This is a genomic window from Thermus caliditerrae (assembly GCF_021462525.1).
GTDB lineage: Bacteria > Deinococcota > Deinococci > Deinococcales > Thermaceae > Thermus > Thermus caliditerrae.
The window spans coordinates 1-26,641 of the sequence record NZ_JAKEDT010000006.1; the positions used below are offsets into that span (position 1 = coordinate 1).

The 26,641-nt window shown below is 65.4% G+C and carries 24 protein-coding genes and 1 CRISPR repeat array; of the genes, 11 read left to right on the plus strand and 13 right to left on the minus strand.

Features of this window, described 5'->3' with window-relative positions; all coding sequences use genetic code 11:
• The first annotated feature begins 480 nt into the window (after positions 1-480).
• From L1088_RS04950 to L1088_RS04995, 10 genes are read left to right on the plus strand one after another with little or no spacing between them, the layout of a single operon-like run.
• Entirely contained in the window at positions 481-1,893 is a 1,413-nt protein-coding gene (locus L1088_RS04950; RefSeq protein WP_234553978.1) for a TIGR02710 family CRISPR-associated CARF protein, read from the plus strand.
• Positions 1,894-1,897: 4 nt separating this feature from the next.
• Complete coding sequence (cas6, locus tag L1088_RS04955) at positions 1,898-2,668, plus strand: CRISPR-associated endoribonuclease Cas6 (RefSeq protein ID WP_234553979.1); 771 nt, start codon at positions 1,898-1,900, stop codon at positions 2,666-2,668.
• A gap of 11 nt (positions 2,669-2,679) precedes the next feature.
• Positions 2,680-3,909 (plus strand): CRISPR-associated DxTHG motif protein, encoded by a 1,230-nt coding sequence (locus L1088_RS04960; RefSeq protein ID WP_234553980.1) that lies wholly within the window; start codon positions 2,680-2,682, stop codon positions 3,907-3,909.
• Positions 3,910-3,911: 2 nt separating this feature from the next.
• Positions 3,912-5,705, plus strand: coding sequence for a type III-B CRISPR-associated protein Cas10/Cmr2 (gene cas10 / locus L1088_RS04965; protein WP_234553981.1), 1,794 nt, complete (start codon positions 3,912-3,914; stop codon positions 5,703-5,705).
• Positions 5,695-6,792 carry a type III-B CRISPR module-associated protein Cmr3 gene (locus L1088_RS04970; RefSeq protein WP_234553982.1) on the plus strand — a complete coding sequence of 366 codons (1,098 nt, stop codon included), beginning with the start codon at positions 5,695-5,697 and terminating at the stop codon, positions 6,790-6,792. Before cas10 ends, L1088_RS04970 begins: the two co-directional genes overlap by 11 nt.
• Positions 6,789-8,093: a type III-B CRISPR module RAMP protein Cmr1 gene (cmr1, locus tag L1088_RS04975; RefSeq protein WP_234553983.1), complete on the plus strand. Its 1,305-nt coding sequence runs from the start codon at positions 6,789-6,791 to the stop codon at positions 8,091-8,093. Before L1088_RS04970 ends, cmr1 begins: the two co-directional genes overlap by 4 nt.
• Positions 8,090-8,953, plus strand: a complete 864-nt coding sequence (gene cmr4, locus L1088_RS04980; protein WP_234553984.1) for a type III-B CRISPR module RAMP protein Cmr4 — start codon at positions 8,090-8,092, stop codon at positions 8,951-8,953. Before cmr1 ends, cmr4 begins: the two co-directional genes overlap by 4 nt.
• A gap of 2 nt (positions 8,954-8,955) precedes the next feature.
• Positions 8,956-9,312, plus strand: a complete 357-nt coding sequence (cmr5, locus tag L1088_RS04985; RefSeq protein ID WP_234553985.1) for a type III-B CRISPR module-associated protein Cmr5 — start codon at positions 8,956-8,958, stop codon at positions 9,310-9,312.
• Positions 9,309-10,148 carry a type III-B CRISPR module RAMP protein Cmr6 gene (cmr6, locus tag L1088_RS04990; protein WP_267961050.1) on the plus strand — a complete coding sequence of 280 codons (840 nt, stop codon included), beginning with the start codon at positions 9,309-9,311 and terminating at the stop codon, positions 10,146-10,148. Before cmr5 ends, cmr6 begins: the two co-directional genes overlap by 4 nt.
• Positions 10,149-10,175: 27 nt before the next feature.
• The gene (locus tag L1088_RS04995) at positions 10,176-10,367 is read left to right on the plus strand and encodes a hypothetical protein (RefSeq protein WP_234553986.1); all 192 of its coding nucleotides are present in this window, start codon (positions 10,176-10,178) and stop codon (positions 10,365-10,367) included.
• Here L1088_RS04995 and L1088_RS05000 read toward each other — a convergent pair.
• The 10 genes from L1088_RS05000 to L1088_RS05045 all read right to left on the minus strand — a co-directional run bounded on the left by L1088_RS05000 (position 10,364) and on the right by L1088_RS05045 (position 23,085).
• Positions 10,364-12,328 (minus strand): PDDEXK family nuclease, encoded by a 1,965-nt coding sequence (locus L1088_RS05000; protein WP_234553987.1) that lies wholly within the window; start codon positions 12,326-12,328, stop codon positions 10,364-10,366. The two genes, L1088_RS04995 and L1088_RS05000, sit on opposite strands and share 4 nt — an antisense overlap.
• A 151-nt stretch (positions 12,329-12,479) precedes the next feature.
• Positions 12,480-13,330: a CRISPR direct-repeat array (repeat unit 35 nt; unit sequence GTTTCAATCCCCTGACGGGGCTAAAGAGGTGCAAC).
• Positions 13,331-13,571: 241 nt separating this feature from the next.
• Positions 13,572-13,793: a CRISPR-associated endonuclease Cas2 gene (gene cas2 / locus L1088_RS05005; RefSeq protein ID WP_500303336.1), complete on the minus strand. Its 222-nt coding sequence runs from the start codon at positions 13,791-13,793 to the stop codon at positions 13,572-13,574.
• A gap of 47 nt (positions 13,794-13,840) precedes the next feature.
• Positions 13,841-14,794, minus strand: a complete 954-nt coding sequence (cas1, locus tag L1088_RS05010) for a CRISPR-associated endonuclease Cas1 (RefSeq protein WP_234553989.1) — start codon at positions 14,792-14,794, stop codon at positions 13,841-13,843.
• Positions 14,791-16,557, minus strand: a complete 1,767-nt coding sequence (locus L1088_RS05015) for a reverse transcriptase domain-containing protein (RefSeq protein WP_234553990.1) — start codon at positions 16,555-16,557, stop codon at positions 14,791-14,793. The genes cas1 and L1088_RS05015 overlap by 4 nt, the downstream gene beginning before the upstream one ends.
• A gap of 205 nt (positions 16,558-16,762) precedes the next feature.
• Entirely contained in the window at positions 16,763-17,029 is a 267-nt protein-coding gene (locus L1088_RS05020) for a type II toxin-antitoxin system RelE family toxin (protein ID WP_234553991.1), read from the minus strand.
• Positions 17,026-17,232 carry a hypothetical protein gene (locus L1088_RS05025; protein WP_135261175.1) on the minus strand — a complete coding sequence of 69 codons (207 nt, stop codon included), beginning with the start codon at positions 17,230-17,232 and terminating at the stop codon, positions 17,026-17,028. The genes L1088_RS05020 and L1088_RS05025 overlap by 4 nt, the downstream gene beginning before the upstream one ends.
• Before the next feature lie 355 nt (positions 17,233-17,587).
• The gene (locus L1088_RS05030; RefSeq protein WP_234553992.1) at positions 17,588-17,941 is read right to left on the minus strand and encodes a hypothetical protein; all 354 of its coding nucleotides are present in this window, start codon (positions 17,939-17,941) and stop codon (positions 17,588-17,590) included.
• A 170-nt stretch (positions 17,942-18,111) separates the two neighbouring features.
• Positions 18,112-21,150 (minus strand): DNA polymerase III subunit alpha, encoded by a 3,039-nt coding sequence (dnaE, locus tag L1088_RS05035; protein ID WP_326490754.1) that lies wholly within the window; start codon positions 21,148-21,150, stop codon positions 18,112-18,114.
• A gap of 21 nt (positions 21,151-21,171) precedes the next feature.
• Positions 21,172-22,449 (minus strand): Y-family DNA polymerase, encoded by a 1,278-nt coding sequence (locus L1088_RS05040; RefSeq protein ID WP_234553993.1) that lies wholly within the window; start codon positions 22,447-22,449, stop codon positions 21,172-21,174.
• The gene (locus L1088_RS05045; protein WP_234553994.1) at positions 22,450-23,085 is read right to left on the minus strand and encodes a LexA family protein; all 636 of its coding nucleotides are present in this window, start codon (positions 23,083-23,085) and stop codon (positions 22,450-22,452) included. It lies immediately after the preceding gene.
• 344 nt (positions 23,086-23,429) lie between these two features.
• On the opposite strand from L1088_RS05045, the gene L1088_RS05050 reads away from it, so the two are divergent.
• Positions 23,430-23,813, plus strand: coding sequence for a transposase (locus L1088_RS05050; protein WP_267961051.1), 384 nt, complete (start codon positions 23,430-23,432; stop codon positions 23,811-23,813).
• A 231-nt stretch (positions 23,814-24,044) separates the two neighbouring features.
• Here the strand turns inward: L1088_RS05050 and L1088_RS05055 are convergent, their stop codons facing one another.
• Genes L1088_RS05055 through L1088_RS05065 form a run of 3 tightly spaced genes read right to left on the minus strand, consistent with a single transcriptional unit; the run spans position 24,045 to position 26,625 of the window.
• A complete protein-coding gene (locus L1088_RS05055; RefSeq protein WP_234553996.1) occupies positions 24,045-25,667 on the minus strand; it encodes a putative bifunctional diguanylate cyclase/phosphodiesterase in 1,623 nt (540 codons plus the stop codon).
• Positions 25,664-26,248, minus strand: a complete 585-nt coding sequence (locus L1088_RS05060; protein WP_234553997.1) for a protoglobin domain-containing protein — start codon at positions 26,246-26,248, stop codon at positions 25,664-25,666. The genes L1088_RS05055 and L1088_RS05060 overlap by 4 nt, the downstream gene beginning before the upstream one ends.
• A gap of 11 nt (positions 26,249-26,259) precedes the next feature.
• Positions 26,260-26,625 (minus strand): roadblock/LC7 domain-containing protein, encoded by a 366-nt coding sequence (locus tag L1088_RS05065; protein ID WP_234553998.1) that lies wholly within the window; start codon positions 26,623-26,625, stop codon positions 26,260-26,262.
• Positions 26,626-26,641: the final 16 nt, after the last annotated feature.

Genomic DNA, 26,641 nt, shown 5'->3' on the forward strand with positions numbered 1-26,641 from the left:
GGCTATTTCCTGTTCCCCCTCATCCCCAGGAGGCAAGGGATGTCCGAACTTAGAGGGAGAGCTCAGTTCCGAAGGGGGTAACTAGACTGAGTCAAAGACACCTTTAAAAAACTGCGTTGTAGAAATAATAAAGGCGAATGCAGAACTTTTCTTGGCCCAAATACCGACCCCTCCGGCTTTACTTGCAGGTAGTGCAAAAAGTATGGGTACGTGAGCGGAGAAACTTCAAGCAGAACCACTCTCGGTTACGCTTCTTGCGATGGGTGAGCCCGCTGTTTTCCGAGAAGGGCGGCCTATTGCGCGGTGGCTTTGGGTAGCCAAAGGGCGTTCTGGCATGTTCTCCTTTTGGTGTGCTAGTGGCCAAAGTTGGCCAGGGGGTGAGTCCGTGCAGGTTAATATGACCCAATGAGTTGAGGGCCAGCACCAAAGAGGGCGGCGGGAGTGCGCTCATAAGGGAGTCTGGCCCCAGGGAGACGACCTATGGAGCCTTTACCGAACCAGGGATTAGACCTCGAGGCCCTCTGGCAGTCCTACAAGGAGGCCGTGAACGCGGGCGGGAACGCCCAGGCCCTCTACCAGGAGAGGATTTGGCCCGTGCTCCTGGAGAAGTGGCGCCAAGACCCCCCCGTGTACCCCTCGCGCCAACCCTTCCAGGTGTCCATCCACACCCTGGGCACCAGCCCGGAGGCCACGGCCTTGGCCATTTTGGGAGCCGGGGCAGGGGAGGTCTATGTGCTCCACACCCCCGAAAGCGCCCGCTTCCTCTCCCGTTTGCGGCAGGACACGGGGAAGGACCTCTACCCCATAGAGATAGGCAAGAGCGACGTGGCCGCCATCTACCGGGAGGTCAAGCGGCTTTTGGAGAAGCACCCTGGCCTTCCCGTGGCCCTGGACCTCACCAGCGGCACCAAGGCCATGAGCGCGGGGCTGGCGGCGGCGGGCTTTTTCTTCCAGCGCTTCTACCCCGAGGTGCGGGTGGTGTACGTGGACAACGAGGTCTATGACCCAGACCTCCGCCGCCCCAAGGCGGGCACGGAGCGCCTGGTCATCCTGCCCAACCCCCACGAGGTCCTGGCGGAGGTGGACGCCCTCCTGGCCCGGGAGCTCTACACCAAGGGAGAGTTCGGCCAGGCAGCCAAGGTCTTCGGGGAGATGGGGGGCAAGACCGGGGACCGCCGTTATGAGCTTTACGCGGTCCTCTGCCAGATGTACCAAAGGTGGTACGACCTGGACTTCGGGGGGGCTGCAAAGGAGGCCAAGAAGCTTCTGGGCAGGCTTTCCGAAAACGCCTGGCTGAACCACCCCCTGAACCAAAACCGGGGGGCCCTCGAGGGCCAGGCCCGGCTCCTGGAGGAGGTGGAGGGGTTTTTGCGCTCAGGGGACTTCGGCCAAAGGCGGGGGATCCTGGGCCTGGCCGCCACCCTGCTCCACCTGGCCGAGCGGGAGGAGGCTCGCTCCCTCACCCTGGCGGGGCTTTACGCTTACCGGGCTCTGGAGCTCTTGTTGCAGGAGCGTCTGGCCCGCCTGGGGCGGCGGGCGGAGGCGCCTGGGCTCAGCCAAGAGGAGCAGGAAGGGCTTCGCCGGGAGCTGGCCGCCCTCCTGTCCCTTCCCGAGGGAGAGGTGCGGATTTCTCCCAAGCTGGGCCTTTTGGACCTGGTGGCCTTCTTACGGCTCCAAGGGGATCCCCTTTTGGCCCGGGAGCCCCTGGAAAGGCTCAGGGGCCTTTCCGGGGCTTTGCAGGCCCGAAACGCCTCCCTCTTGGTCCACGGCCTTGGGCGGCCTTCGGACAAGGACCTGGAGCAGGTGAGGAAGCTGGCCCGCTCCCTGCTAGAGGGCTTGCAGCGGGAAGTGGGTCCGGCGCCCCGCTTGACCCCGGTGGAGCTGGGCTTCTAAGGCCATGGTCCTGGCCGCCCTGGTGCTCGCCCTCGAGGGGGAGGCCCCGCCCGAGCCCCTGGGGCTCAGGGGCTTCCTCTACGCCCTCCTCCGCGAGGTGGCCCCGGAAGCCCACGACCAGGGGGAGAACCCCTTCAGCCTGGGCCATGGGGGAAGGGAAGGGGCTTACTGGGCCCGCTTCGCCTTCCTGCGGGAGGACCTCTACGCCCGCCTGGCCCCCCGGCTCTTTGCCCTCGAGGGGCAGGAGGTGCGCCTGGGCCACCCCTTCCGGGTGCGGGGGGTGTTCCAGGAGGGCCACCCCTGGGCGGGGGTTTCCACCTACGCGCGCCTGTTCCAGGGGCCTGCGGGCCCGGACCTGCCCCTGCACTTCCAAAGCCCCACCTTCTTCCGGCGCAAAGGGGTCCACTACCCCCTGCCCGAGCCCCGGCTGGTGCTGGAAAGCCTCTTTCGGCGCTTCCAGGCCTTCGCCCCCCTCACCCCGCCGGAGGCGGTGCGGGAGGCCCTTTTGGAGAGGACCACGGTGCGCTTCCTGGAGGGCCGCACCCGGCCCGCCCGTACCGAGGTGGACACGGTGGGCTTCGTGGGCAAGGTGGTCTACCACCTGCCCAAGGCCACGGAGGAGGAGGCCCTTTGGCTTTGGGCTCTGGGGCGCTTCGCCTTCTTCGCCGGGGTGGGGGCCAAGACCTCCTTGGGGTATGGACTGGTGCGTCCTTGGGTGTCCCGGGTGCAAACCTCGCAGGAGCCCGGGCCTGACAACGGTATGCTGGGCGGTTAGAGGAGAGCAGGATGAAGCGGCTTCTTATCAGCGTGATGGGCAAGGGCAGGGCTGCCCCTACGGGGGGCCTGCGGTATGAAACCACCCCGTACCGCTTCCCCGAAGGAGAGGTGCGCACCGCCACCTTTTTCGGCGGCGCCCTGTTCCGCCACCTGGCCGCCCCGGGCCCGGCACCAGACCTGATGGTGGTGGGCACCACGGGCTCCACCTGGGGGCTTTTGGAGGATTTCGCCATTCACTCGGAGGTGTCCCTGCCTCCAGGTTGGGACGCCGCGCACCGGGAGGTGGAGGCAGCTGAGGCCGGACAAGCCTCCTTAGAAGCGGCCTTGGTCCGGTGGGAAAACCTTTTGGCCGAGCTTCTAGGCGTTCGGGTGGCCCTGGTCCTCCTTCCCGATCCCCCAGCTCCCCAGCAGGTGGCCCAGGCCCTAGGGGAGCGGCTCGCCGCCTTGGGGCCTTACGAGGAGTTCCATCTGGACATCACCCACGGGTACCGCTACCTGGGCTATGCCCTTCTGGGGGCCCTTCTGCCCCTCCGGCATGCCTGGGGTGCCCGCATTCAGCTCCACTACGGGGGCCTGGAGCTTAGGGGGAGCGCTCCTGAGGCGCCCGTGGTGGGCCTCGAGGCGCTACACGAGCTCATCGCGTTGGATGAGAGCCTAAGCGTCCTGGCCGCCACAGGGGACTTTCGCCCTTACTTCGCAGGTACCGCCCAGGCCCAGGAGGCCGAGGAGGCCTACTTCTTCCTGGAAACCAACCAGCAGCACCTGGTGAAAAAGCGCCTAAGCGGTCTGGCCGAGGCCCGAAACCCCTGGGCGGGGGAGAACGTCCACGGGTGGGTGCGGGAGGTGCTTTCTGGCTTAGACGGCGAGAACATTGAGGACAAGATGGCCAACCGGGCCCGCTTCTTCTGGGATCGGGGGCAGATCTTCAAGGCCCTCTTGCTTCTGTTTGAAGCCATTGTGGTTTTAGGGGTGAGGCGGTTCGGAGACCAGGGGCAGGTGCTCCTCTACGAGGCCCGCATGGACGCCCGGGAGCGCTTGGAGGGGTGGCTTTGGCAGATGAGCCCCAGGTGGGCGGCCGTTTACCGGGAGCTCCGCTGGGTGCGCAACGCCATCGCCCACGGCACCCAGCCGGAACAAGCCGAGGCCCAGCGGGCCCTTTCCAGCCCCCAGGGGCTGGTGCAGGTGTGGAAAAAGGGGCTGGGCCTCATGGAAACCCTCAAGACGCAGCTATGGAGGTGAGGGTGGGAGCGTTGCTAGCAGTCAGCCTAGGTCCCGTGCAGGACTTCATCGCCACCGCCCGCAGGACCCGGGACCTCTTCGCGGGTAGCCGCCTCCTATCCGAGGCGGCGCAGGCAGCGGCGGAGGTTCTGGCTCAGGCGGTGGGGCCTGAAAACCTCATCTTCCCCGCTCCGACGAGCCCATCGGAGCTCAAAGAGCTGGGGCAAGCGGGCATCGCCAATGTCCTTCTGGCCCTCATCCCCGAGGGGCAGGACCCGGGGGGTTTGGGCCAGCGCGCCGTGGAGGCGGCGCGGGCATACCTGGTGAAAAAGGCCCAGGAGCTTTTCACCGCTGCGAAGCACGCGCCCTACGTGGAACAGGGAGCGGCCCTCGCCCAGGTGGGGGACCTCCTGGAGGGCTACTACGCCTACGTTCCCCTGGCTTCCGAAGCGGACTACCCCCAGGCCCGCGGGCGGCTCATGGCCCTTCTCGCCGCCCGCAAAAACACCCGAAACTTCGCCCCGGTTTCTTGGGGCAAGGAGGCGTTCAAGAGCTCTTTGGACGGCGCCAGGGAAAGCGTTCTCCTGCTGCCGGACGACCCCAAGGAGGCGGACCAGGTGCGGCTCGACTTGCGCCTCAGGCGGGGGGAGTACCTCTCGGGACCGGACCTCCTGAAGCGCTGGTGGGAGGCGGGCCAAGGCTTCGTGAGCACCACCCACATGGCGGCCCTGCCCTTCTGGGAAGGGGTCAAGGCCAAGGGAGGGGAGGCTTGGGTGCGGGAGGCCCTCGAGCACCTGGCGGCCTTGGTGGGGAAGGAGGCTAGGGCCTCCACCGACCACCCCGTTCTGAAGGACACGCCCTTCGTCCAGTACGACGTCCGGCTCCTTTACGAAAGCCGCCTCGAGGAGTTCCCCGCCCTGGAAGGCCCCGGGCAGTTGGAGGCGGCTAAGGAGATCCTCCGCCGTCTGTGGGGGAAGCTTCGCCAGAAGGGCATCCAAGCGCCTCCTGGAAGCTACTACGCCCTCCTCCATGCGGACGGGGACCGGATGGGGGAGGCCTTGGACCGCCTTGGGCACCCCCAAGCCCACCGGGCTTTCTCCCGGGCTCTGGCCCTGGGGTTTGCCCGGGAGGTGAAGGGTATCGTGGAGGCCCACGGGGGCGGCCTGGTCTACTCGGGCGGGGATGACGTGCTGGCCCTTCTGCCCCTCCACACCGCCTTGCGGGCGGCCTGGGCCTTGGCCCAGCGCTTCCAGAAGGTGATGGGGGAGGCCTTGGAAGGGGTGCCCCTGGAGCAGCCGCCCACCCTTTCCGTGGGCTTGGCGGTGGTGCACCACCTGGAGTCCCTGCAGGACGCCCTGGACCTTGCCCGACGTGCGGAGAAGCTGGCCAAGGAGGGGAGGGAAGGGGAGGAGAAGCGGAATGCCTTGGCCGTGGCCTACAGCCCCCGCGCAGGCTCGGAGCTCATGGTCCGGGGGCGCTGGGACGAGGTGCCCCGGCTCACCCAGCGCCTCCTCCGCCTGGCCGATCTCCTGCGCCTGGGCGAGGTGCCCGCCCGGGTGGCCTACGAGCTCTGGGAGCTGGCCCAGGAAGGGGAGGCCCTGAGGCTTCCCCAAGAAGCCTTAATGGCCGAGGCCCGGCGCATCCTGGGGAGGAAGGAGATGAAGAGGGGGCATAAGGAGGAACTGGCCCGGTGGCTGAGCGGGGAAGGAGGCGTGGGCCGTCTCGCCGAAGAACTCCTCCTGGCCCGGCCCTTTGCCGAGGCCTTGGAGCAGGCGGCGGTACCGACGGAAAGGCGGGAGGTGTGGGATGCTCATTGAACCGCGGGACCCCCTCATCGTGCGGGACGGCCGTCCCTTCACCAACAGCCCTGGGGCGCGGGCCAGGAGCCTTCCCTTTCCCTTGCCCCAGACCCTGGCCGGGGCCTACCGCACCCGGCGGGCCCTCGAGGCGGGCCTCCAGTTTTCCCAAGAGGCCCCGAAAGTGCTCTCCTGGGGGGTCCGGGGACCCCTTTTGGCGGAGGCGGCGGAAGGAGGGTGGCGCCTTCTCGTCCCTAGGCCCCTGGACGCCTTGCGCTTGGGAGGGAACGTGTGTCCCCTCCGGCCCCTAAGGGTGCCGGAGGGGGCGGGCATGAACCTGGACCCGGGGCTTCTCCCTGTGGGCTTGCCCAGCCCCTACCTGAAGGGAAAGCCCCAAAGCCTTCCCGCCTTCTGGTACTGGGAAAGCTTCCTGGCCTGGCTCTTGGAGGACGTTCCCCTGTGCTTCACCCCGAAAGGGCACGAGGGCCCCACCCCAGAGATCCGCACCCACGTGAGCTTGGACCCGGAAAAGGGCACCGCCCGGGAGGGCGCCCTCTTCCAAACCTCGGGCCTGGAGTTCGCCCGCAAGGCGGGAAGCCTCCGCCGCCTGGCCCTGGTCCTGTGGCCGGAGGACGGGGTAGAGGTGGAGGGGGTTCACCCCCTGGGCGGGGAGCGCCGCCTGGCCTTCTGGCGGAAGGGGGGGCCCGCGGTGCCAGGGGTGCCTATCAGCCTGGCGGAGGCCCTAGTCCAAACCCGGGCGGCCCGGGTGGTCCTCCTCACGCCAGGCTTTTTCGGCGGCGCCTACCTGCCCGAGGGCGGGGTCATCGCCGGGGCCCGGGTGGAGGCGGCCCTGGTGGGGCGGCCCCTGGCGGTTTCCGGTTGGGACCTGGCCCAGGGGAAGCCAAAGCCCAGCCGCCGGGCGGTGCCCGCGGGGAGCGTGTACTTCGTGCGCCTACCTCAAGCGTGGGACGACGACCAGGTCAGGAAGTGGCTGGAAGGGGTATGGTTCCAAAACCTTTCCGACCTGCCCCAGGACCGCAGGAACGGCTACGGCCTGGCGGCGGTGGGGGTGTGGCGCGGAAAGGCCCTAGCATGGGAGGAGGCATGAGGCGGGTCAGGGAGTTTCCAGAGGCCTACGGCCCCAGGCGCCTCGAGGGCCAGCGCTCCGACGGAAGGAGGATCGTCACCTGGGAGCGCACTTACTCGTTCCTCACCCCCCTCTTCGGGGGCGGGGTGGACCCAAAGCGGGCGGACCCGGTGAGCGTGGTGCGGGCCACGGAGGTGCGGGGGCAGCTCCGCTTCTGGTGGCGGGCGGTGCGGGGGTGGCAGGCGGGGGGAAGCTTGGAAAGGCTTTGGGCCCTCGAGGCCGCCCTCTTCGGCAGCGCGGGGAAGGGTGGAGCCTCGCCCCTCCAGGTGGAGGTGGAGGTGCTGGAGGCGGGCCAGGAGAAGGCTGTCTTCGTGGACGTGCCGGAGGAGAAATTCCCCCGAGCCCAGCCCGAGGTGGCCCATCCTTACCTGGCCTTCCCCCTCCAGCGCACCGACCGGGACCCCCATAACTACCCCGTGCGGGTAGGGGTGCGATTCCGCCTGCGTCTGGCCTTCCCCAAGGAGGTAGCGGTGCCCCAGGACGAGGGCCAAAAGCCCCTCCTGCTGGACGCCGAGGGAGAGTTGGAGGCGGCCCTTTGGGCCTGGGAGACCTTTGGGGGGCTTGGGGCCCGCACCCGCAGGGGGTTTGGGGCCTTCAGGCCCGAGGTGGAGAAGGAGCTGCGAGGCGAGGGGGAAAAGGTGCCGCAAGAGGAGGAGATTCGGCAACGGCTTGTCCGCTATAGCCGGGAGGGGGGATGGCCGAAAGGGGTGCCCCACCTGACACCGAAAAGCCTCCTTGGGGTGTTCCCCCTTTCCTGGCGGGAAGTGGCCGAGGCCTACCACTGTTTCCGGCAGGCCGGGCGGCAAGGGGAGGGGGAGAACACCTCGGGCCGCTCCCTTTGGCCCGAGCCCGACGAGGTGCGCCGCCTGACAAGGAGGCACGCTCCCCGGCACGCACCCCAGCACCCCGTGCGCAAGTTCCCCCGGGGGCAGCTTGGCCTGCCCATTATCTTCAAATTTGAAGAAGATGAAGATAAGCAGAAAGGCGATCCACCAGACAGCACCTTGAGGCCCGCTAAGGGCAACCGTTTGGCAAGCCCACTTATCTTTCGTCCTTTGGGGCAGCAGGCCACCTTGGTGGCGGTCCTCGAGGGGCCCCGGGTGCCCCCGGGGGGTGTGGTCCTGAAGGTGGGTGATGAGGTCTACCGGGTGAGTGTGGAACTCACCCCACAGGAGGCGCAAAGGATCGAGCCCTTGCGTGGAAAAACCGACCCCATTAGGGCCTTCTTGAAGTATTTGAGAGAGCAAGGAGGAAAAAGGTGAACCCAGAGCAGAGCACCACCGCACTTCTTTTCATCCACGCCCTCTCCCCGCTCCACGCGGGGACGGGGCAGGGCATCGGGGCCATCGACCTGCCCATCGCCCGGGAGAAGGCCACGGGCATCCCCTACCTGCCGGGAAGCTCCCTCAAGGGGGTCCTGCGGGACCGGGCTCAGGGGGAGGGCTGGGACAAGGACACCCTCTTCGCGGTTTTCGGCCCGGAAACCGAGGCCGCCTCCGAGCACGCAGGAGCGGTGCAGGTGGGGGACGCCAAGCTCCTCCTCCTGCCCGTGCGGAGCCTCTACGGGGTCTTCGCCCTGGTCACGAGCCCTTACCTCTTGGAGCGCTTCCGCCGGGAGGCGGAGATGGCGGGGCTTACCCCCCCTGCGCTCCCTGCTCCCTTGGGGCAGGGCCAGGCTCTGGTGGCCCCGAACTCCCGCCTGCCCGAGGGGGGTAAGATCTACCTGGAGGACCTGGACCTCGAGGCCCGCCCCATTCCTGGGGTAAGGGAGTGGGAGAATTGGCTCACCAGGACCCAGGCCCCGGTGGCGGGCCGCCTGGCGGTGGTCCACGACGACGTGATGGCCTTCCTGCTGGAAACCGCCACCGAGGTGGTGGCCCGCATCCGCCTGGACGACGCCACCAAGACCGTGGCCCAAGGGGCGCTTTGGTACGAGGAAAGCCTGCCCGCCGAGAGCGTCCTCTACAGCCTGGTGCGGGCCGAGCCCTCCCGCCGCAAGGAAAAGGCCCTGCCTGCCGAGGCGGTCCTCGCCCTGTTCAAGGGCCTTCTGCAAGGGGCGTTGCAGCTGGGCGGCAAGGCCACGGTGGGCCGGGGCCTCTGCCGGGTGATCTTGGGAGGCTAGCCATGCGCACCCGTTCCCAGCTTTGGGCCCAGGGGGCCTACGAGAGGGTGAAGGAGGCCGCGCAGAAGGGGGGTACCTGGGCGGAGGACTACCAGACCATGGCCCTGAAGTTCCCCGTCCTGGTGCGCCAGGCGGGGCTGGCCCAGGCCCTGGCCTTTGTGGACTCCCGGGGCAAGGAGGCCCACAAGAGGTTCTTGGACGACCTGGCCCAGGTTCTGGGGCGTAAGGGAGGGAGGGAACTGGCTGAAGAGGCGCTTAGGGCCGAGCTTCTCCTCTACCTCCGCCTCACCCGGGAGGTGCTCCAGGCCTCGGAGTGGTTCAAGCGGTTTGCCCAGGCCCTGATGGAGGGGGCATCATGAGCCGGAGGGAAGCCCTGAAAGGGCTCCGTTTTCCCGGGTCCGCCCTGGCGCACCGGGTACACCGGGGACTTTGGCTGGACAAGTTTTTGGAAAGTTCCAGCCGCCACGATAAGAAGAGCAAGCGCAACCTTGTGCAGGAAGCGGCCCAGGATGGCGAGCCTGAGGGCTACGCGGAGTTTTTCCAGCGCTACCGCCAGGCCCTGGTGGAAGCGGGGGCGGAGGTGCGGGAGGCCCATACCCTGGGGCGCCTGGTGGTGGGCCTCGGGGGGGAAGGGGTTTTGGAGACCAGCCTCACCCTCCACCGCACCTACGGCGTGCCCTACCTGCCCGGTTCGGCCCTCAAGGGCCTGGCCAGCCGCTACGCCCACCTCCGCCTGGAAGGGGAGGCCTGGCGTCGGGACCTGGATCGCTTCCAGCGGGGCGAAGCCCAAGCGGCCCTTTTCGGCACCACGGAGGAGCAGGGCTTGGTGGTCTTCTTTGACGCCCTGCCCCTTCCCGGGAAGTGGAGGCTCCGCCCGGACATCATGAACCCCCACCACGCCAACTACTACGGGGGCGGTAAGGTCCCCCCCGCGGACTGGGACAGCCCTGTGCCCGTGCCCTTCCTGAGCGTCACTGGCACCTTCTTGCTGGGTCTGGCCCCGGCGCCTGGGGTGGACCGGGAGGCGGCCAAGCCCTGGCTCCGGGCCGCCTGGCAGATCCTGGCCTGGGCGTTGCGGGAAGAGGGTGTGGGCGCCAAGACCTCCTCGGGGTATGGGCGGATGGAGCTGGCAGGAGCCCTTTCTGACCAGGCTGAGGAAGGTAAGGACGGGGGCAAGGCGCCAAGCCCAGAGTAAGAGCGGCTCGCCACCAGGCTCCGCTCCGTGAGCTACCCGAACTTTAGGAGGTTTTTGGAGGAGAGCGCCGAGGCGACTTTGGGCCTGTCGGAGGAGGAGCTGGCCGGGCTGCGGCGGGCCCTCGAGGCCAAGGGCTTCCTAAGAAACCGGGGCGACCTGAAGAGCTGGGCCAAGGAGAGCCCCCGCTTGAAAGAGGTCTTGGAAAGGCTTAGGGGTTAGAGCCAGCCTTTCATGGCAGCGTCTAGGTCGTGGGGGAAGTGCCAGACGGTGCCCTCGGGGAAGTGGGTCCGTCCCTCGAGGCTGAAGATGCGCAGGGTTCGGTCCGCAAGGGCGGAGCGCAAGCGAGCGCGAGATTTCTCGTGGGGGGGCCAGGTACTCTTGCGGACCACCAGGATTCCTCCACCAAATACCCCGCCAAACATCTCCCGCAGGACCCCCAGCGAGGCGTCTTCTCGCTCCAGGCCCAGGGCTTTTTGTAGCGAGGGTTTGCACTCCACGATGACGAGCCTGCCCTTAATCCAGGCCACCCCATCCACTTCCCTGGGGCCCTGCTCCTTCCACGAGATGGGAACCAAGTTGCCGCTGGGAGCTACCCTTCCGTCATGGCGACGTAAAAACGCATCCAAATGGGAGTAAACAGCGTACTCCAATGCCAAACCCAAAGCAGTTTCCAAGGGGCTTTTCTGCATGCGGCGCCGGAAGCTCCTTGGGTCCGCATCGAAGCTTTCAACCCAGGCCTGGAGGAAGTTTTTCGCAAGTCCCCTATTCTTGGGTTGCCTCAGGAGCGCCTCAGCCAAGGACAGCACCTTGGAGTCTGGATAAGGTTTTCCCAACGTGCTTGGGGTTTCCAGGCGGTAGCCGAAGAGGCCTAGCACTTGCTGGGGGGTAACGCTACCCCAGGGAACAGAAAGGGGTGGGCCCTCTGGCAGGGGTTTCAGCTCTTTGCCATGCAAGTATTCCACCTTCGCTTGGGGCGGAAGGGCCTCGAGCAGTGCCAGGGCCATCAACTTGGTTCCGCCATTGAGGTTGACCACTACGGGCAAGCCATTGGCTTCCGCCGCCCTGACCACGGGTGTGAAAAGCTGGCGAATGGTGTCTACTGCAAAAGGCCCTTCAACCGTGCGTATGTGGACGCGGGCCCCTAGCTTTTCCAGCTCCCTTTGAGCGTGGGATAGACGCTCCAGCTGGGCTTCTAGGGCCTGCGTTGTTACCAAGTAGACTTCCTTGGGTTGGTGGGCCAAAAAGGACGCCAAGAGCGGTACAGGCTGTTCCCCCATGAGGGCGAGCAAAACGGGTCCTTTTCGGGGAAGGGGGAAGGGGTGTAGGACCTTCTCCACTGCTCTATGCCCCTCGGGTACTTGTAACCCCTCTTGGAGGTTTCCGGGCCTCCTGGGGTAGACGAGATGTACCCGGGACTCTTTGGCCTGTTGGGTGTAGATGCGTCTCAAGTACTCTTGGTTGTTGGCGTGCGCCTTGCGCACCTGATGTTCTGGGAAATCGGTTATGGGTAGCGCGAGCTGGCCTGCCAATTCCCTGGCGGTTTGGGCGATAACATTAAGGCGGTCCTTGAAGTTTTTGCCGGACCCCGGGAAGTAGAGGAGCGGCCGGTTTCCCTGAATGGCCAGCAAAACGTCTATTCCTTGAGCGGTGCGAAGCTGGTGCCAGACATAACCCCTTAAGCCTGGGGGAACCTCCTTGGCTACGCCTATGAGCCTTGCTTGCGCGGGAACAAAATAAAGGGACTTGTAATCTTGAAGATGAAGGTACTCATCCTTGCTGAGGGGAAGAGGTTTCAGCGCCAAAGTTGTCACCACCGCCTCAGGTCCGTGGGCGTCTATGACCAGGGCTTCCCAGCCGTGCTTCTTGGCTGACTGGTAAAAACGGAAAAAAGAGGCTTTATCCCCGGCGGTGAGGTTCAAGACGACACGGCCTGGAAAATCAGCGCTTTCGTTAAGTGCGGCCTCCAAGGACTCTCGCACCTGGACGGAAAATCCCGCTTGTTGCAACCAATGCTGAAGGGCGGAGAGCCTAGCTTTCCGTAGGGGTACGTTTTGCGAGCCGTCCTGGACCAGAAGAATAGACAGGTCCGTCCCACGGGGTGTGGTCTTGCGGAGGTACTTGGCTGCAAGGGCTACTGGTCCTGGGTCGTTGCCCACCAAAGAGATCAGCAGAAGGTGCATTCTTGGCCCCTCGTGTGAACATGCTAGCCGTGAGTGGGACTGCGTGCAAGAGGCCCTGCTTTGAGCAGGCCAGGTCTAAGGTAAGAACCATCCGCAGTCGGGACGTCTCGGAGGAGTTCTCATCCCAGCATGAGACATGAGATGCAGAGGCGTTTCAATCCCCTGACGGGGCTAAAGAGGTGCAACCAACAATACGGCCAAGGCTTTCGGTATAGAACCCCCCGGGTTTCAATCCCCTGACGGGGCTAAAGAGGTGCAACTGGAGATGGTGGCGCAGTTTAGGGATTGGGCAGAAGCAAGTTTCAATCCCCTGACGGGGCTAAAGAGGTGCAACGATCTTTCCTTACGAGGTGTCCCCTTTAGTGGCGGAAAGTTTCAATCCCCTGACGGGGCTAAAGAGGTGCAACGCTTGAACCTTAACAACCTGAAGCGGCACTTCTTCTTTGGGGTTTCAATCCCCTGACGGGGCTAAAGAGGTGCAACCAAGGGGGTGGCGTGATGAAAATTATTTGGAACGACGGGTTTCAATCCCCTGACGGGGCTAAAGAGGTGCAACTGTTTTAGGAACGGTAACGGTGGTGTTTTTGGTAGCTGTGTTTCAATCCCCTGACGGGGCTGAAGAGGTGCAACCTTCTTCTTTGGGAAAAAGTACATCGGCGACGCCCACGGGTTTCAATCCCCTGACGGGGCTAAAGAGGTGCAACCTGTTGCCATCCTTCCTGGAGAGCCCGGATGGGCTCAAGTTTCAATCCCCTGACGGGGCTAAAGAGGTGCAACGCGGCGAAAGCGGTCGAGGTGGCGGTTCTGGAAGCCTTCCCGTTTCAATCCCCTGACGGGGCTAAAGAGGTGCAACTGTTGGAACGCTTCGTACTAAGGAGAAACGAAAAGCGGGTTTCAATCCCCTGACGGGGCTAAAGAGGTGCAACGGGCTACGAGGTCTACCAGATGGATATCGGCGGCCTCATGGGTTTCAATCCCCTGACGGGGCTAAAGAGGTGCAACTCCCCCCTCTAAAACCATCGTTCTGCACCAGGCTTTCAAGATCCACTTGGTCGGAGGGGTACTCGCTCGTCTGCGCTTCCCTTTCCAACCTAATGTGATAGTAGCCAAAAACGTTGCCCTAGTCAAGCCTGCCGAAGGGGGTGCCTATACTCGGTCTTAGAAGACTCCAAAAAGTCCTGTGCTGAATGTGTTGTTTCTTGCTTGTACTTAGGGTAGTGGATAGTCCGCGTACCCCTATGACTTAAATCACATCGTCTTCAGGAAAGCTCAGGGGTGCTGCTCGTCCGAGGGTGAGCGTGCGCTTCTTCCAATCCTTCCCCAACAGATAGACCCTAACCGAGTCCTCTGGCTCCATGAGTTCCCTTATTTTGCCGAGCAAGCTCTTTAGTTGATAAGGGTTGAGCTCGGCCTCAAACACCGATAGCTGAACCCTCTCTCCATAGCTTTTCAAGAGAGCCGCCATTTTTAGACGCCGGGCGTCATCGGGTATATCGTAGCTCACCACGATCCTCACGGCACCCCCTTAACCAAAAAGGGAAACGACTCTCCCCGCAGGTAGCCCTTGAAATGCTGAACGTAGCGAAAAATGTGCTCCCGAAAACCCTCGTTCTCGGTACCCAACCCTCGAGTGAAGTGTCGCAAAAAGACACCCCTCCCCTCGTCGTTCAAATAGACGCCTCCCTTTACGGGGCGGAAATGGCCGAGGTTGACAATGCCCTGCCGCAGCATTCGTACCACCAGGCGGTCCACAAAAACAGACCGGAACTCTTCCATCAGGTCCAAGGCCAAGGCGGGGCGTGCCCCGTGCGATACATGTAGGTAACCCAAAGCCGGGTGAAGACCTGCCATCTGTATAGCAGTTACTACCTGGGTGAGCAGCAGGCTATACCCGAAAGACAACAGGGCGTTTACGGGATCACGGGGAGGGCGCGTGGTCCGGGCCGCAAACGCAAACGGGCTGGGCACCATGACTGCAAAATGCCTGAAATATGTGGCCGTGGCGCCACCTTCAATGCCCCGTACGCTCTCCACGTCCTCTGCGTGAGAGAGCATCAAAAGGAAGGCTTCTACTTCGCTCGCTCCCTCACGCACTCGGGGAACGCGCTTGCCCCAGGCCCTCAATACCGCCCCCATAGCCCGGATTTTGCCTTCCACGATGCGCTTGGCTATGGGCAAAGGGTCCAACGTGCTCCAGACCTGAAGCTTCAGCAACTCCGCTTGCCCGCTCAGCGGGAGAAAGAACGCTCCTCGGTACCGCCCACTTGTAGCCACCAAGTGCACGGGTACCCCGCGGTTGCTCAAAGTGCGCAAGAGATTAACGCTCGGCTGTACACTTCCTACCAGCACTACTTCTTCTACAATCTCCAAAGGCCAAGCCTTCTCCACCTGACCCTCGGTTTCCAAAAGGATTTGCCCGCGGGAACTCCGCAGAACAGCCCCTTGGCGAGTGATCCAAAGTCTCATAATTCCCTCCAAAACGAGGGAGTATAACCGGGTTTCAAAACCCTCGAGGCCTCCTCCTCTAAAAACTCCTGCACCAGAAGGGTTTTTTCGCCAAGCCGCGCCGGGTGGGAGAGCCTCTCCAGGAACTTGCCAAAAGCCTGGTTCCCTAACCCCCCTTGGACCAACTCTAGAGCATATACATCCACGATTGCGGGTGCGTAGGCGTCGGCCAACAGTATGGCTAGCCTGGGAACGCCCGAGGGTGAGCCGATATCCAGCCCTCTGGAGAGCAGATAAGCCCAGACCTCGACCCTCAGGGCGCGCCGCAAGGCGCCAAGGGCACCTCTCGGGTCCACGGGCGCTGCTTTTCGCATCAAGGCCCCGTGATAGAGATTCTCCGCTTCTTCCCTGTTGGCGGCGCCCAGTCTGGTCAAGGACACAAGCGCCTCCACCTCGCCGAATGTGGAGAGAACCAGGCCCTGGTGGTACCTTCGGGTTGCCCGCAATTGGGCCTCGAGGGCTACCGGCACATCCACATCGGGGAGCTCGCGTGTAAGCTTCCACTCTCCCCCCCGCTTCACCGCCAGCGGTGTCCGGTTGGGGTCTAGCCGAAGGGCTTCGCTTCCCCTCGCCGCCGTTCGTTTGGGTGCCGGACCTTGATACTCACCCAGCGAAGGGGGTCTCCTGCGCGCTTTAGTCGGTGGCACCAACCGCTCCAGCTTCTTTGCTAGCTTTCCAAAGCGTGTTTCCATCCATTCGTCTAGCTCTGTGAAGTCTCGCGCCACATCACCTAAACTGAAGTAGTTTCGCCACCCGCGGATGAGGTCGTTGGCTTGGCGCAAAGCTGAACTTGCCGGAACTTCTCCAAGCAGTAGGCTTTCCAGGTGGGCTTTAAACTCCGCCTTGCGGTCGGGTGCAACCCTTATGGATGCGTTGTGGAAGCGGAAGCCCAGAAAATCAAAGCCTTGCTCGAAGGAAAGGATCCTGGTCTTGTCCGGGTGTAGCCGTAAGCCCAGCTTCCCCAGGACTTCATAGGCCTCCCCCGCCTTTTCCCCGGCCTCCCGAGGGGTAACTGCCATAACGGCGAAGTCGTCTGCGAACCGGACCAAACCCTTGCCCATGGCCCAATCGAAGGGGTTCAGGTAGAAGTTAGACAAGAAGTTGGACAGAAGGCCCCCCTGGGGGAGCCCCACCTCGAGGACGGAAACAACCGCACCTTCCAGAACCGGCATCCGCAAGGAGGCGAAGATGAGCCGGAGAAGGTTCGGCTCCACATAAGGGGCAAGGCTTCGGATCACGGCCTCGTGGGTCACCCGGTCGAAATAGTCTTCAATATCTCCTCGGAACACCCACCGCTTGCCGCTCTTGTAGAGGTCCCTGACCCTGTGCGCAGCGTGTATGGCGCCACGCCCTTTCCGGTAGGCGAAACTCGCTGGGCTAAGGAACGCATCCAACTTGCGGTTTAAGGCTCTGCGGATGGCGCCCTGGGCTACGCGGTCACGTACAGTTTGGGACACCACGCCCCGCTCGCCGCCGCCCGGCTTCGGCACCCAAAACCTACGGGCAGGACGGGGCAGATAGCTTCCAGATAGCATTTCCTCGCGAAGGCTTTGCAGGTTGAAAGAAAGCGCGCGCTCAAAGGACTCTACCGTTTCCCCGTCCGGCCCTGGGGCGGGCCGAACCCGGCGCACGTAGGCCCAACTTTCCGTAAGAAGCTCAAGAGAAGCGGCATCCTCCAGTTTAACGACGACGGCCTTGGTTTGAAGAGTTTTTTTGTCTGCCATGGTGTGTAAGGGATACTACCACAGGGAGCTTGCAGGGCTGCCCCGAATTTGGACCCTTCCAAGAGAAAGACCAAAGGCTGTCGCCTGGGGGTAGCAAGATGCGCAAGCAATTGGGGGGCAAGGCAAGGTTCGTGTGGGAGCCGGTATCCGGCCAAGGGTGGCAGTGCAAAGTGAAGTCCTTCCTTCTACCCAGGGTCAAGGCGGCCTATCGGTAGGCCTCTCTCCGGTGCTTGACCCGGGCCACGGTAAGGGTCTTGGCCTCAGGGTCCACGGTGAAGAGAACCCGGTAGTCCCCCACACGGAGGCGGTACACGGGAGGGTAGCCGCTTCCCTTGAGCTTCTTGACCTTGCCCGGGGGAAAGGGGTTGTCCGCAAGCTCCTCCAAGGCCTGGTCCACCCGCCTCAGCACCTCGGGGGGAAGGGCCTCCAAGTCCTTCTGGGCAGAACGGGTAAGGAGGAGGGTGTACCTCAAAGCCGCCCCTCAGCCTTCAGGCGGGCCCGCACTTCCTCGTAGGGCGTGGTGGGCTCCTCCAGGGCGGCCAGGGCGTCCTCGAGGTCTTCCAGGTCCTCCAAGAGGGCCTGGAGGCGGGGCCATTGCCCCTTGGGGACAAAGAGCATGACCCCGAGCTCCCTACCCTCTTCGTCCCGCACTACCTGTACCGTTAGGGCGCTCATAAGCCCATCTTACGCCTTCAGGAAGCCGAAGGTGCACCTTGCACCTCCGAAGCGCACCGCCGCCCCGGAGATGCACCTTGACCTATTCCCCGAGGATGAAATCGGGGCATCCGTCCGCACGGGCCGTATCCCGGTGAGGGAAGCTTTCCTGCTCCAGGCCTTTCCAAGGCCACTCCGCCTGGAGCAGGGCTAAACGGGTTACCCACAAAACCAACTTCTGCCCGTGTCCAATCCTCTAGGAGTTGGGGCTCCTACCCAAAGACCAAGTTCCTGCCCGGGTTCAGCTCGCAAGTCGCTTCCCGATCCGACTTTTGGGCCGGAAGGAGCGCGGAGTCGCTGGTCTTCTTTAGATACCCTAGTCCCCTTTCACGCCATTCGTTCGTGCCTCCAAGACAATGTAGCGGAGAATGTAGTAGAGGTCCTCCAAAAAATCGGCCACTTCAGCCTGGAGATGCTTTTTAAAAAGAAGGTGGCGCTTGAGGACCAGCTTCCCCTCCCGCACGCTCAGTTCCGTGCCATGGGCGCTGTTCCAGTCGGTGAGGAAGGAGGGGTCTTTGGGCGCCTTGAACACCTCCACCTCCAATAGGGCCAGAAAGTCGGCCTTTTCGCTTTCGGAAACGCGGATTTTGAGTATCCTCTTTTCCACCATGGACTTCAGCCGGTTGCCGCCAAGGTGGTGCACGGTGCGCATCACTTCCTTGGTTCCCACGAGTACCTCCTGAAGAAGCAAAGCTAGAAGGCGCAAGGCGGAATGGCGCCTGCATTCACCCCTGCAGCATAAATCCCCTTCACCCCTCCGCCTGTGTCGCTTGAGAAGCGCAGGCAAGCTTTCGTCGTTGGATGGAGGCGGCAGGGGGGTTTTGGGTCCTCAAGGAGGCGCTACACGTCCTTCAAGGGCCAAGCTTCCTCCACGCGCAAGGAAGCCCCTGTGTAGACCCCCTGCACCAGGAGAATACGGGCGTCGCGAAAGACCCGGTAGCGCCTCGCCCAGACCTCAGGGGGGATCACGGCCTGTAAGCGGTGAGGGCCATCCTCCAGGACGTAGAAGGCGTGGCCTTTGGCGGTGGGGGGCTTCTGCCGGGCCACCACCAGCCCGGCGGTGAGGGCGGGCCCGGGGCGCAGGAGGGGGATGGGGGTGGCTCCCAGTTCCTCGAGGTGCCCCCGGAGCAGGTCCAGGGGGTGGAGGGGAAGCTCGGAGAGGCCCTTTGCCTCGAGGTCTAGGCGGAGGCGTTCCCCAAGGTGCAAAGGCGGCAGGGGCGGAGGGGGGATGGCCTCCGAGAGGAGGGGGCCTTCTGGGGCTAGCCCTGCCCGGAACAGGGCCTCCCGCCTGCCGTGAAGCTCGTCGAAGGCTCCCGCCTTGACCAGGGCCAGAAGAACGTCCTCCGGGGGTTCCAGGCGGGCGCGGAAGTCCTCCAGGGACCGGAAGGGCCCCCGCAGGCGCTGTCGCAGGATGGCGCGGGCGAAGTCCTCAGAAACCCCTTTGGCGGCGGTGAGGGGGAGGCGGAGGGCCTTCACCCCTCGTGCCACCTCCACCCGGTAGTGGAGGCCCGAGCGGTTCACGGAAAGGGGCAACAGGGGCACCCCAAGCCTTCGGGCCTCCTGGCGGAGGGTGGCGGGAGGCCACATGCCAGGGGCTTCGGAAAGGAGGCCTGCCAGGAAGGCTGCCGGGTGGTGGGCCTTGAGCCACAAGGAGGCGTAGGCGTGGCGGGCGAAGGCCTGGGCGTGGCTCTCCGTGAAGCCGTAGCCGCGGAAGCCCTCCACCAAGCGCCACACCTCCATGGCCTCCTCCCCCTCGAGGCCCAAGGTGGCCCGGAGCCCCTCCAGAAAGCGCTCCCGAAGGGGCTTGAGGTCTTCTTCGTCCTGGGCCTTGCTTAGGGCCTTGCGGAAGGCTTCCGCTTCGGCCCAGCCCATCCCCGCCCCGTGGTGGAGGAGGGAGAGGAGCTGCTCTTGAAAGAGCAAGACCCCGTGGGTCTTGGAAAGAAGACCCTGCAACACCGGGTGCAGGGGCCTGCTCCTCTCCCGCCCAATCCGCCTTTCCAAATAGGGGCGCACCGTGCCCGACTGGATGGGCCCGGGGCGCACCAGGGCGATTTGCTGGGCCAGGTCTTCCAGGGTCTTGGGCCGGAGCCTCCGGCTCATGGCGGTCTGGGCCGGGCTTTCCAGCTGGAAGACCCCCAGGGTTTCCCCCCGCCACAAGGGGCGGTAGACGGCCTCTTCTTGGGGCAGGCCTTCCAGGTCCAGCCAGACCCCCTCGCTGCGAAAGACCTCTTCCCGGGCCCTTTCCAAGGCGGAGAGCATCCGGAGCCCCAGGAGGTCCAGCTTCACCAGGCCCAGGGCCTCGAGGTCGTCCTTATCCAAGGTGAGCATCTGGATGCCGCCGGCGCTCCGCACCACCGGGGCGTAACGGGTGAGGGGGCCGGGAGCCACCACCACCCCGCCCACATGGGGCATAAGGTGGCGCACGTGCCCCTTCTCCATGAGGGCGAGGAGCCGGAGGAGGAGCCCTTTGACCGGGGCCTCCCCCAATACCTCCCGGAAGAGGGGCTCGGCCTCTTGCGCCCGGTGGGGAGGAAGGTGGCGGAAGTCCCGGCCCAGGGCCCGGGTGAGGCGGTGGCGGAGCTCCGCCGGAAGCCCCAAAGCCCTTCCCAGGTCCTGCACCGCCAGGGGCAGGCGGTAGGTGACGTAGGCGGCGGCCATGGCCTCCTGGGCCCCGTAGGCTTCCTCCAGGTGGCGGATCACCTCTTGGCGCCTGCGGCTGGAGAGGTCCAGGTCGATGTCGGGAAGGGCCTTCATCCCCCCGTGGAGGAAGCGCTCGAAGAGGAGGCCCTCCGCCACCGGGTCCACGGGGGTCAGGTCCAGGAGGTGGGCCAAGAGGCTCCCCACGGCGCTTCCCCGGGCCACCGCCAGGATGCCCTGGCTGCGGGCCCAGGCCACCACCTGGTGGGCGAGAAGGAAGAACCCCGCAAGGCCCAGCGCCTCCACGGTGGCGAGCTCCTCCTGGAGCCGGGCTTGGTAGGCGGGCCTTTGTGGGTAGCGGCGCCTGAGGGCCTCCTGGGCCAGGCGGGTGAGCTCCTCCTGTGGGGTGCGCCCAGGGGGGAGGGGGACGGGGGGGTCCAGCATCCTTTCCGGCAGGAGGGGGAAGGCCAGGCTTTCCGCCAAGGCCCGGGCGTTGGCCCAAGCCTCGGGGAAGGGGATGCGGTCCAGGGCCTCCTCCTTGGAGGGGAGGGCCTGGGCCTCGTTTCTCGGCCTCTCCGGGTGGGGTTGCTCCACGCCAAGGCCCAGCCGGGCGCAGGTGAGGGCGTCCAGGAGGGGATAGAGCTCCGGCGTGGCCTGGCGCACCTCCAGGGCGGGCACGTAGGGCAGGCCCCGGTCTTGGGCCAGGGCGCGGAGGATCCGCACCCGGCGGTCGTCCCCCGGCAGGCGGGCGTGGTAGAGGGCTAGGAAAAGGCGGTCCCGGAAGGCGGCCTCGAGGGTCTTTAGGAGCCGGTCCAGGGCCTCGAGGCGCCTTGCCGAAAGGAGGCGGCTGGGGAAGCCCTCCCGCCCCCCGGTGAGGAGGACCAGGTCTGCGTTGTCTTCTAGGAGAGCCGCCAGCGGCAGGCTCCCTTCGGCTAGGGCCTGGCTGAGGTGGGCGGAGAGGCGGGCGTAGCCTTCCCGGCTCCCCGCCAGGAGGAGGACGGGGAAGGTGCCCTCAGGGGTGGCCAGGGGAAGCCCTGCCCCCAGGAGGGACTTTAGGCCGAGCTCCTGGGCCTTGCGAAAAAACCGCACCCCGCCCGTGAGGGAGCGCCAGTCGGTGAGGGCCAGGTGGGTGTGGCCTAGCGCCCGGGCGCGCTCCAAAAGCCTTTCCGGGGAGGACACCCCCCTGCCGAAGTAGGACTCGGCGGTGAGCAGGGCTAGTCCAGCACCCGGCTCAGGACCCACGTTTCCCCCTCCCTATAGACCTCAAGAAGGAGCCCGCCCTGCACCTCCAGCAGAAAGTAGTCGCGGCCTGCCTCGAGGCGCCACCACCGCCCCCCCGCCCGCCAGCGGTCCAGGAGGCGCACCACCTTCCTCCTTCCCCTGTAGGCCACCCACCGGGGCCGTCCCTCCTCGCAGAAGACCTGCACCGGTACCAGGTAAAGCCGCATCTCCCACCTCCCAAGGGCGGTAGCGGAAGCCCCGCTCCGGGGCCAGGGCGTCGGGGTCCACCACCTCCACCCGCAGGAAGAGACCGGGGTGATGGGCGAGGAGGGCCTTGAGCCCTTCCCCCTCCCGCTGGAAAAGCCCTTCCTGCCGCGCGGGGCGGAGGAGGCCCAGGGCCTCTCCCCGCACTCCCCCCAGGGGCATCCCCCAGGCCCCGCTCCGCCGGAAGGCGGCCACCAGGGCCAGGTAAAGCCCCTCTTCTTCCCGCAAGGGCTCCTTGGCCAGGTGCTCCCCCCGGAGGGCTAGCCCCTCGGCCAGGGCCACCACCGCCACCCGCTGCGCGGCCCGTCCCGCAAGCCTTCTCGCCAGCAGGCGGGCCAGGTGGCGGAAGAGCCCCTCGCTGGCCTCCGCTGGGGGGTCTAGGAGGACTTCCGCCTCCGCCCGCTCCTCCTCCCGGAAGCGGGCCACCTCCTTCCGCCAAGGGCCGAAGAGGTAGGGGAGAAGCTGGCGCCCCTCCCGCAGGTAGGCGGCCACCTGGCTGGGCCGCCAACGCCTAAGCTCGCCCACCCGCTTTAGACCCAGGAGCTGGAGCTTTTCCAGGCCCTCCGGGGTGAGACCCACCCCCTGGAGGAAGCGGAGGGGAAGCCGGTCCAAGAAGGCCTCCGCTTCCTCCACCGCCCGCGCTTCCCCCTCGGGCGCCGACCAAGCGGCCAGGAAGGCCACCTCCCGCCAGGGGGCCACCCCCACCCGGGCGCGGTAGCCCTGGGCCAGGAGGCGGGCCTCGAGGGGGGTGAGGCGGAGGAGGGCCACCCCGGGGCCCAGGGCCTCCACCCAGGGGGTGAGGCGGTGAAGCTCCGCCAAAAGATCCTTCCAGGCCTCTTCCGCTCGGAGAGGGTAGGGAAGGAGCTGGAGGCTTTCCACCCGTGTCCGGGCGGCCTCGAGGGTCATACCTTCCCGGAGGCCGAGCTTCCGGGCCAGGGGCGAGAGGGCCGCCACCTTTCCACCCCGGTGGACCGCCACCGGAAGCCCCTCGAGGGCCGGGTTCTCCCGCCTCCAGAGCCACACCGGCCAAGGCAGGAAGAGGGCCGCGGCCACCATCTAGAGCCTCCGGAAAATCCCCAGCCGCCTAAGCGCTTCCTTCCCCCGCAGGAGGAACCGGAAGACCCCCTGCACCTCCACCTCCCCCGCCGGAAGCCGCAAGGCCGGGTAGGCGGGGTTGTGGGGCTTGAGGACCACCCACTCCCCCTCGGGGTAGACGTACTTCAGGGTGGTCCTCCCCTCGTGGAGCACCGCGGCGATCTCCCCCCGCCTGGGCCTCACCCCCCGCTCCACCACCACCACATCCCCCTCCAGGAGGTACTCCGCCATGCTGTCCCCCTCCACCACCAGGGCGAAGAGGCCAGGCCAGCCGGGGAGGGCGATGAGCCCTTCCGCCTCCTCCAAGGCCAGCTCGGGGGGACCTGCGGGGATGCGCCCCACCACGGGGATGGCCAGGCCCGCCAGGAGGGCCCCCTCGGGGGTGAGCTCCAGGTGGGTGGGCCGCCCGTGGCCTCCGGGGTGGAGGCGGAGGAGGCCCTTCTTTGCCAGGGCTTCCAGGTGCTGCCGAAGGGTCTGGGGCCTTAGGCCCAGGGCCTTGGTGAGGTCGTGGGCGGTGGGGGAGAGGCCTTCCCGGGCCATCTCTGCCGCTGCCTTCAAGACCCGGTGCTGACCAGGGGGGAGCTGGATAGGGACCATGGTTGGTACCTGTTATATAGCAGGATACCGGGGGATGTAAAGCCCCCGAGGGAGGGGGGCCTCGAGGTGCGCTTCTACCCCGACGGGAGCCGGGCGGTGGTGTGCGGGGACCTGGAGGCCCTCAGGGTCTGGACAAGCGGGTCCTCAGGGGGTGAGGCGGGGTGTAGGCTCTTCCGCGACCTAGAGGCTGTTGTAAAAGTCTTGCACACCTTGAGGGGTGCAAAGGAGACGCCCATCCTACCCCAGCGATCCCAGCGACGAGGAATGGGCCATCCTTGAGCCCCTAATCCCTGCCCCCAAGCCCGGGGGTTGCCCCGCCAAGGTGCCTCGCCGAGAAATCGTCTTTGGGGCCCCCACCCCAAAGGAACCGCAACGCCCTCTTGGACGTCCTGGAAAACGGCATCAAGTGGCGTGCCATGCCCCATGACCTACCCCACGGGTCCACGGTCTACCACTACTTCCGCAAGTGGCAGAAAGAAAGGGTTTGGGAGAGGGCAGCTCAGGCCCTGGTCCGGCGGGACCGGGAAAGAGAAAGGCGGTATGCCTCTCCCAGCGCCCTGGTGGTGGACAGCCAATCGGTGAAGACCACGGAAAAGGGGGCCCCGAGGGGACGACAGAGCCAAGAGGGTGAAGGGGCGGAAACGCCAGGTGGTGGCGGATACCGGGGGAGGATGCTCCGGGCGTACGTTTACCAGGCCAACGTACACGACCAGTATTGCAGGCCCTAAGGTTAGAGCTGGGGGTGGTGGCCCATTCTTACGCCAGGCTATGCCCATAACCAAGCCGTTGTCCAAGCGGTGTGGTTGGGGAGGAACCGGAGGTTGAGGGAGGATTACGAGTGGCAACCTTCCCTCAGTGAGGCGTGGTTGTACTTGGGCATGCTACGCTTGCTGGTGAAGCGTCTAGCGAGGGCTGCGTGAGGGGCAGTGGGAAGCCTTTACGACAGCCTCTAGACCCCTTTAACAGAGGGGCTCGAGGGTTGGGCGGTGCAGGAAGAAGCCCTGCAGGAAGTCGACACCCAGCTCCAGCCCACGGTCGTGGTCCTCGGGGGTTTCCACACCCTCCAGCACCACGCCGTAGCCCAGATCATGGGCCATCTCGATGATACGGACGAGAAGGGGCAAAGCGCGATCCGAACCCTGCCGCACCTCCCAAAAGAGTTCTTTACTGATTTTCAAGAAATCCAGGGGAAGGCTGCGCAGGTGTAGGAGAGAGGTTTGGCCCATGCCAAAATCGTCCAAGGCCAGCCGGAAGCCTAAGGTTTTCAAACGCCAAAGGGCCGGGGTAATCCGGCTGAGGTGATTGGAGGCCAGGCGCTCGCTGATCTCCAGCACCACCCTGCTGGCCTCGAGGCCCCGCCCCACCTGCTTTTCCACTAGGGCCAGAAAGCTGGGGTCGGAAAGGGACCATGGGGTCACGTTTACCCACAGGGTGATCTGGGGGTAGCGTGCTTGGAGAGCGGGCAATTGGGAGAGAACGAACCGGTCTACAGCCTCGTTGACCGCCCGCCGGGAAAGGTCGAGGTGGCCCAGGGGGTTAACGAACCCGCTGGCGCCCTGTATGCGGAAAAGCACCTCGGCGTCCCGGAAGCGACCATCCCGGACGTCCAGGAGGCTCTGGAAGAAGAGACGACCGTTACCGGCCGCCAAGGCCTGGTGGAACTCCGCCTCCAAAGCAAGGGCTTGGGGCGTGAGACCGTCCAGGTCAGGGGTGAAAACCTCGGGCTGGGTAAGCCGAAAAAACTTGGCCCGGTACATGGCCAGGTCTGCCCGACGCAGCAACTCCGCCAGGGTGACTCCGTGGATAGGGAAAAGGGCTAGGCCCAGGCTCGCCTCGAGCCGAATGCCCTGGTCACCCAAGGCCACCTCCACACCCGCGGCATCGAGGAGCGCCTGGGCTTTCCTTTGGGCTTCCCGGGAGTCGGCTGCAGGGAACCAAGCGGCAAACTCGTCGCCGCCCATCCGCCCTATGACCGCCTCCGGAAGGGCCGCCTTCAGCCGTGCTCCCAGCTCGGCCAGCACCCGGTCCCCAGCGGCGTGTCCCAGGGTATCGTTCACCGCTTTGAATCGGTCTAAGTCCAGGTAAGCCAGCGCCCGGGGGGCTCCGGAACGCAAGAGCTCAGCTTCCACGCGCTCCATAAAGGCTCGCCGGTTCAAAAGCCCCGTCAAGGGATCCACGGTGGAGAGCGCTTCCAACTGGGCCCGCAGGGCCACCTCCTCGCTGATGTCCCGGCTGGTGGCCACCAGGTACTCTACCCGGCCCGAGGGACCGAGGATCGGGGTGACGATCTTCTCTTCGGTGTACAGGGAACCATCCTTTTTGCGGTTGGTGAAGACGCCCCGGAAGGGCCTGCCCGAAAGCACCTGCTCCCAGAAATTCTGGTAGAAGGCTAAGGGGTGGTGGCCCGACTTCAAAAAGCGGGGGTTGAGGCCCAAGACCTCCTCCCGCCGATAGCCCGTGAGCCGCTCGAAGGCCTGGTTGGCGTACAGAATGTGGCCCGAGGCGTCGGTGATGAGCACGCTCTCGGCGAGCTGTTCCAGCACCGCCCGGAGAACCACCGGCGGGAGGAAGGTGGAGGTCATGAGCCTTCCTTGCGGATTGCCTCCAGCATTCCCTTGGCTTCTTCTTCCGTCAGCCGATCCAGCAAAGCGGGTTCCATCCCCGCCACGTTGTAGAGGGCCAGGGCCCGGTAGCGGTCGTAGCCGTGGGTGATCACTGCGCCCACCGCCATGCTTAGGCGGTAGAAGGCTTCCGTGAGTGGATCGGCCTCAGGGAGTTTGGCGTCATGGGACTTCCTCTCCACAAACTCCGCCACGAAGGAGGCCATGGCCAGCATCATGGGGTTCTCCACCTTCCGCACCACGTGTACCAGCCCCACCTTGGCCATCCAGGCGAAGTAGCCCGCATCCAAGGGGCCTTCCACCGTGCGCCGCCACCAGTTTTCCAGGGTCTTTTCCCGCTCGGGGCGCTCTCCCTCCCGGAAGACCTTGCGGGTAGGGGGATGGGCGAAGAGGCTGTCGTAAAAGGCCTTGACCAGCTCGTCCGTCCAGGAGAGGAGTACCTCCTTGTGCCGAGCGATGAGAGCGGCGTCCTCGGGGCGGAAGCGGGTCTCGGGGGGCATCTGCTCCAGAGCTTCCTTGGCGATCTCCACCATCTGGGTCATGGCTCACCTCCTCAGGCCAGAGTTTGGGCGATGTGGGCCGCAGCGGAGCGGGCCTCCAGGTGGATGAGGCCCAGGTTAGCCCCCATGGGGGCGGTCACCGCCAGCACCCCCTTGTCCCCGGCGGCGTAGACCACCAGGTAGCCCGCCTGTCCCCGCACCACCACCTCCTCCAGGCCCCCCAGGGCCGAGGTCTGGGCGATGCGCTTGCCGAGGCCCAAGGCGGTGGCCGCCATGGCCGCCGCCCGGGCCGCCTCCGCTTCGGGCAGGTCGGTGGCCAAGGAAAGCCCGTCGGTGGAGGCCACCATCACCCCGGTGATTTCCGGCACGGCCTGCCGAAGCTCCCTCAGAATGCCTTGCAGTTCCTCTTGTCTACTCATCCTTCACCCCTTCTCG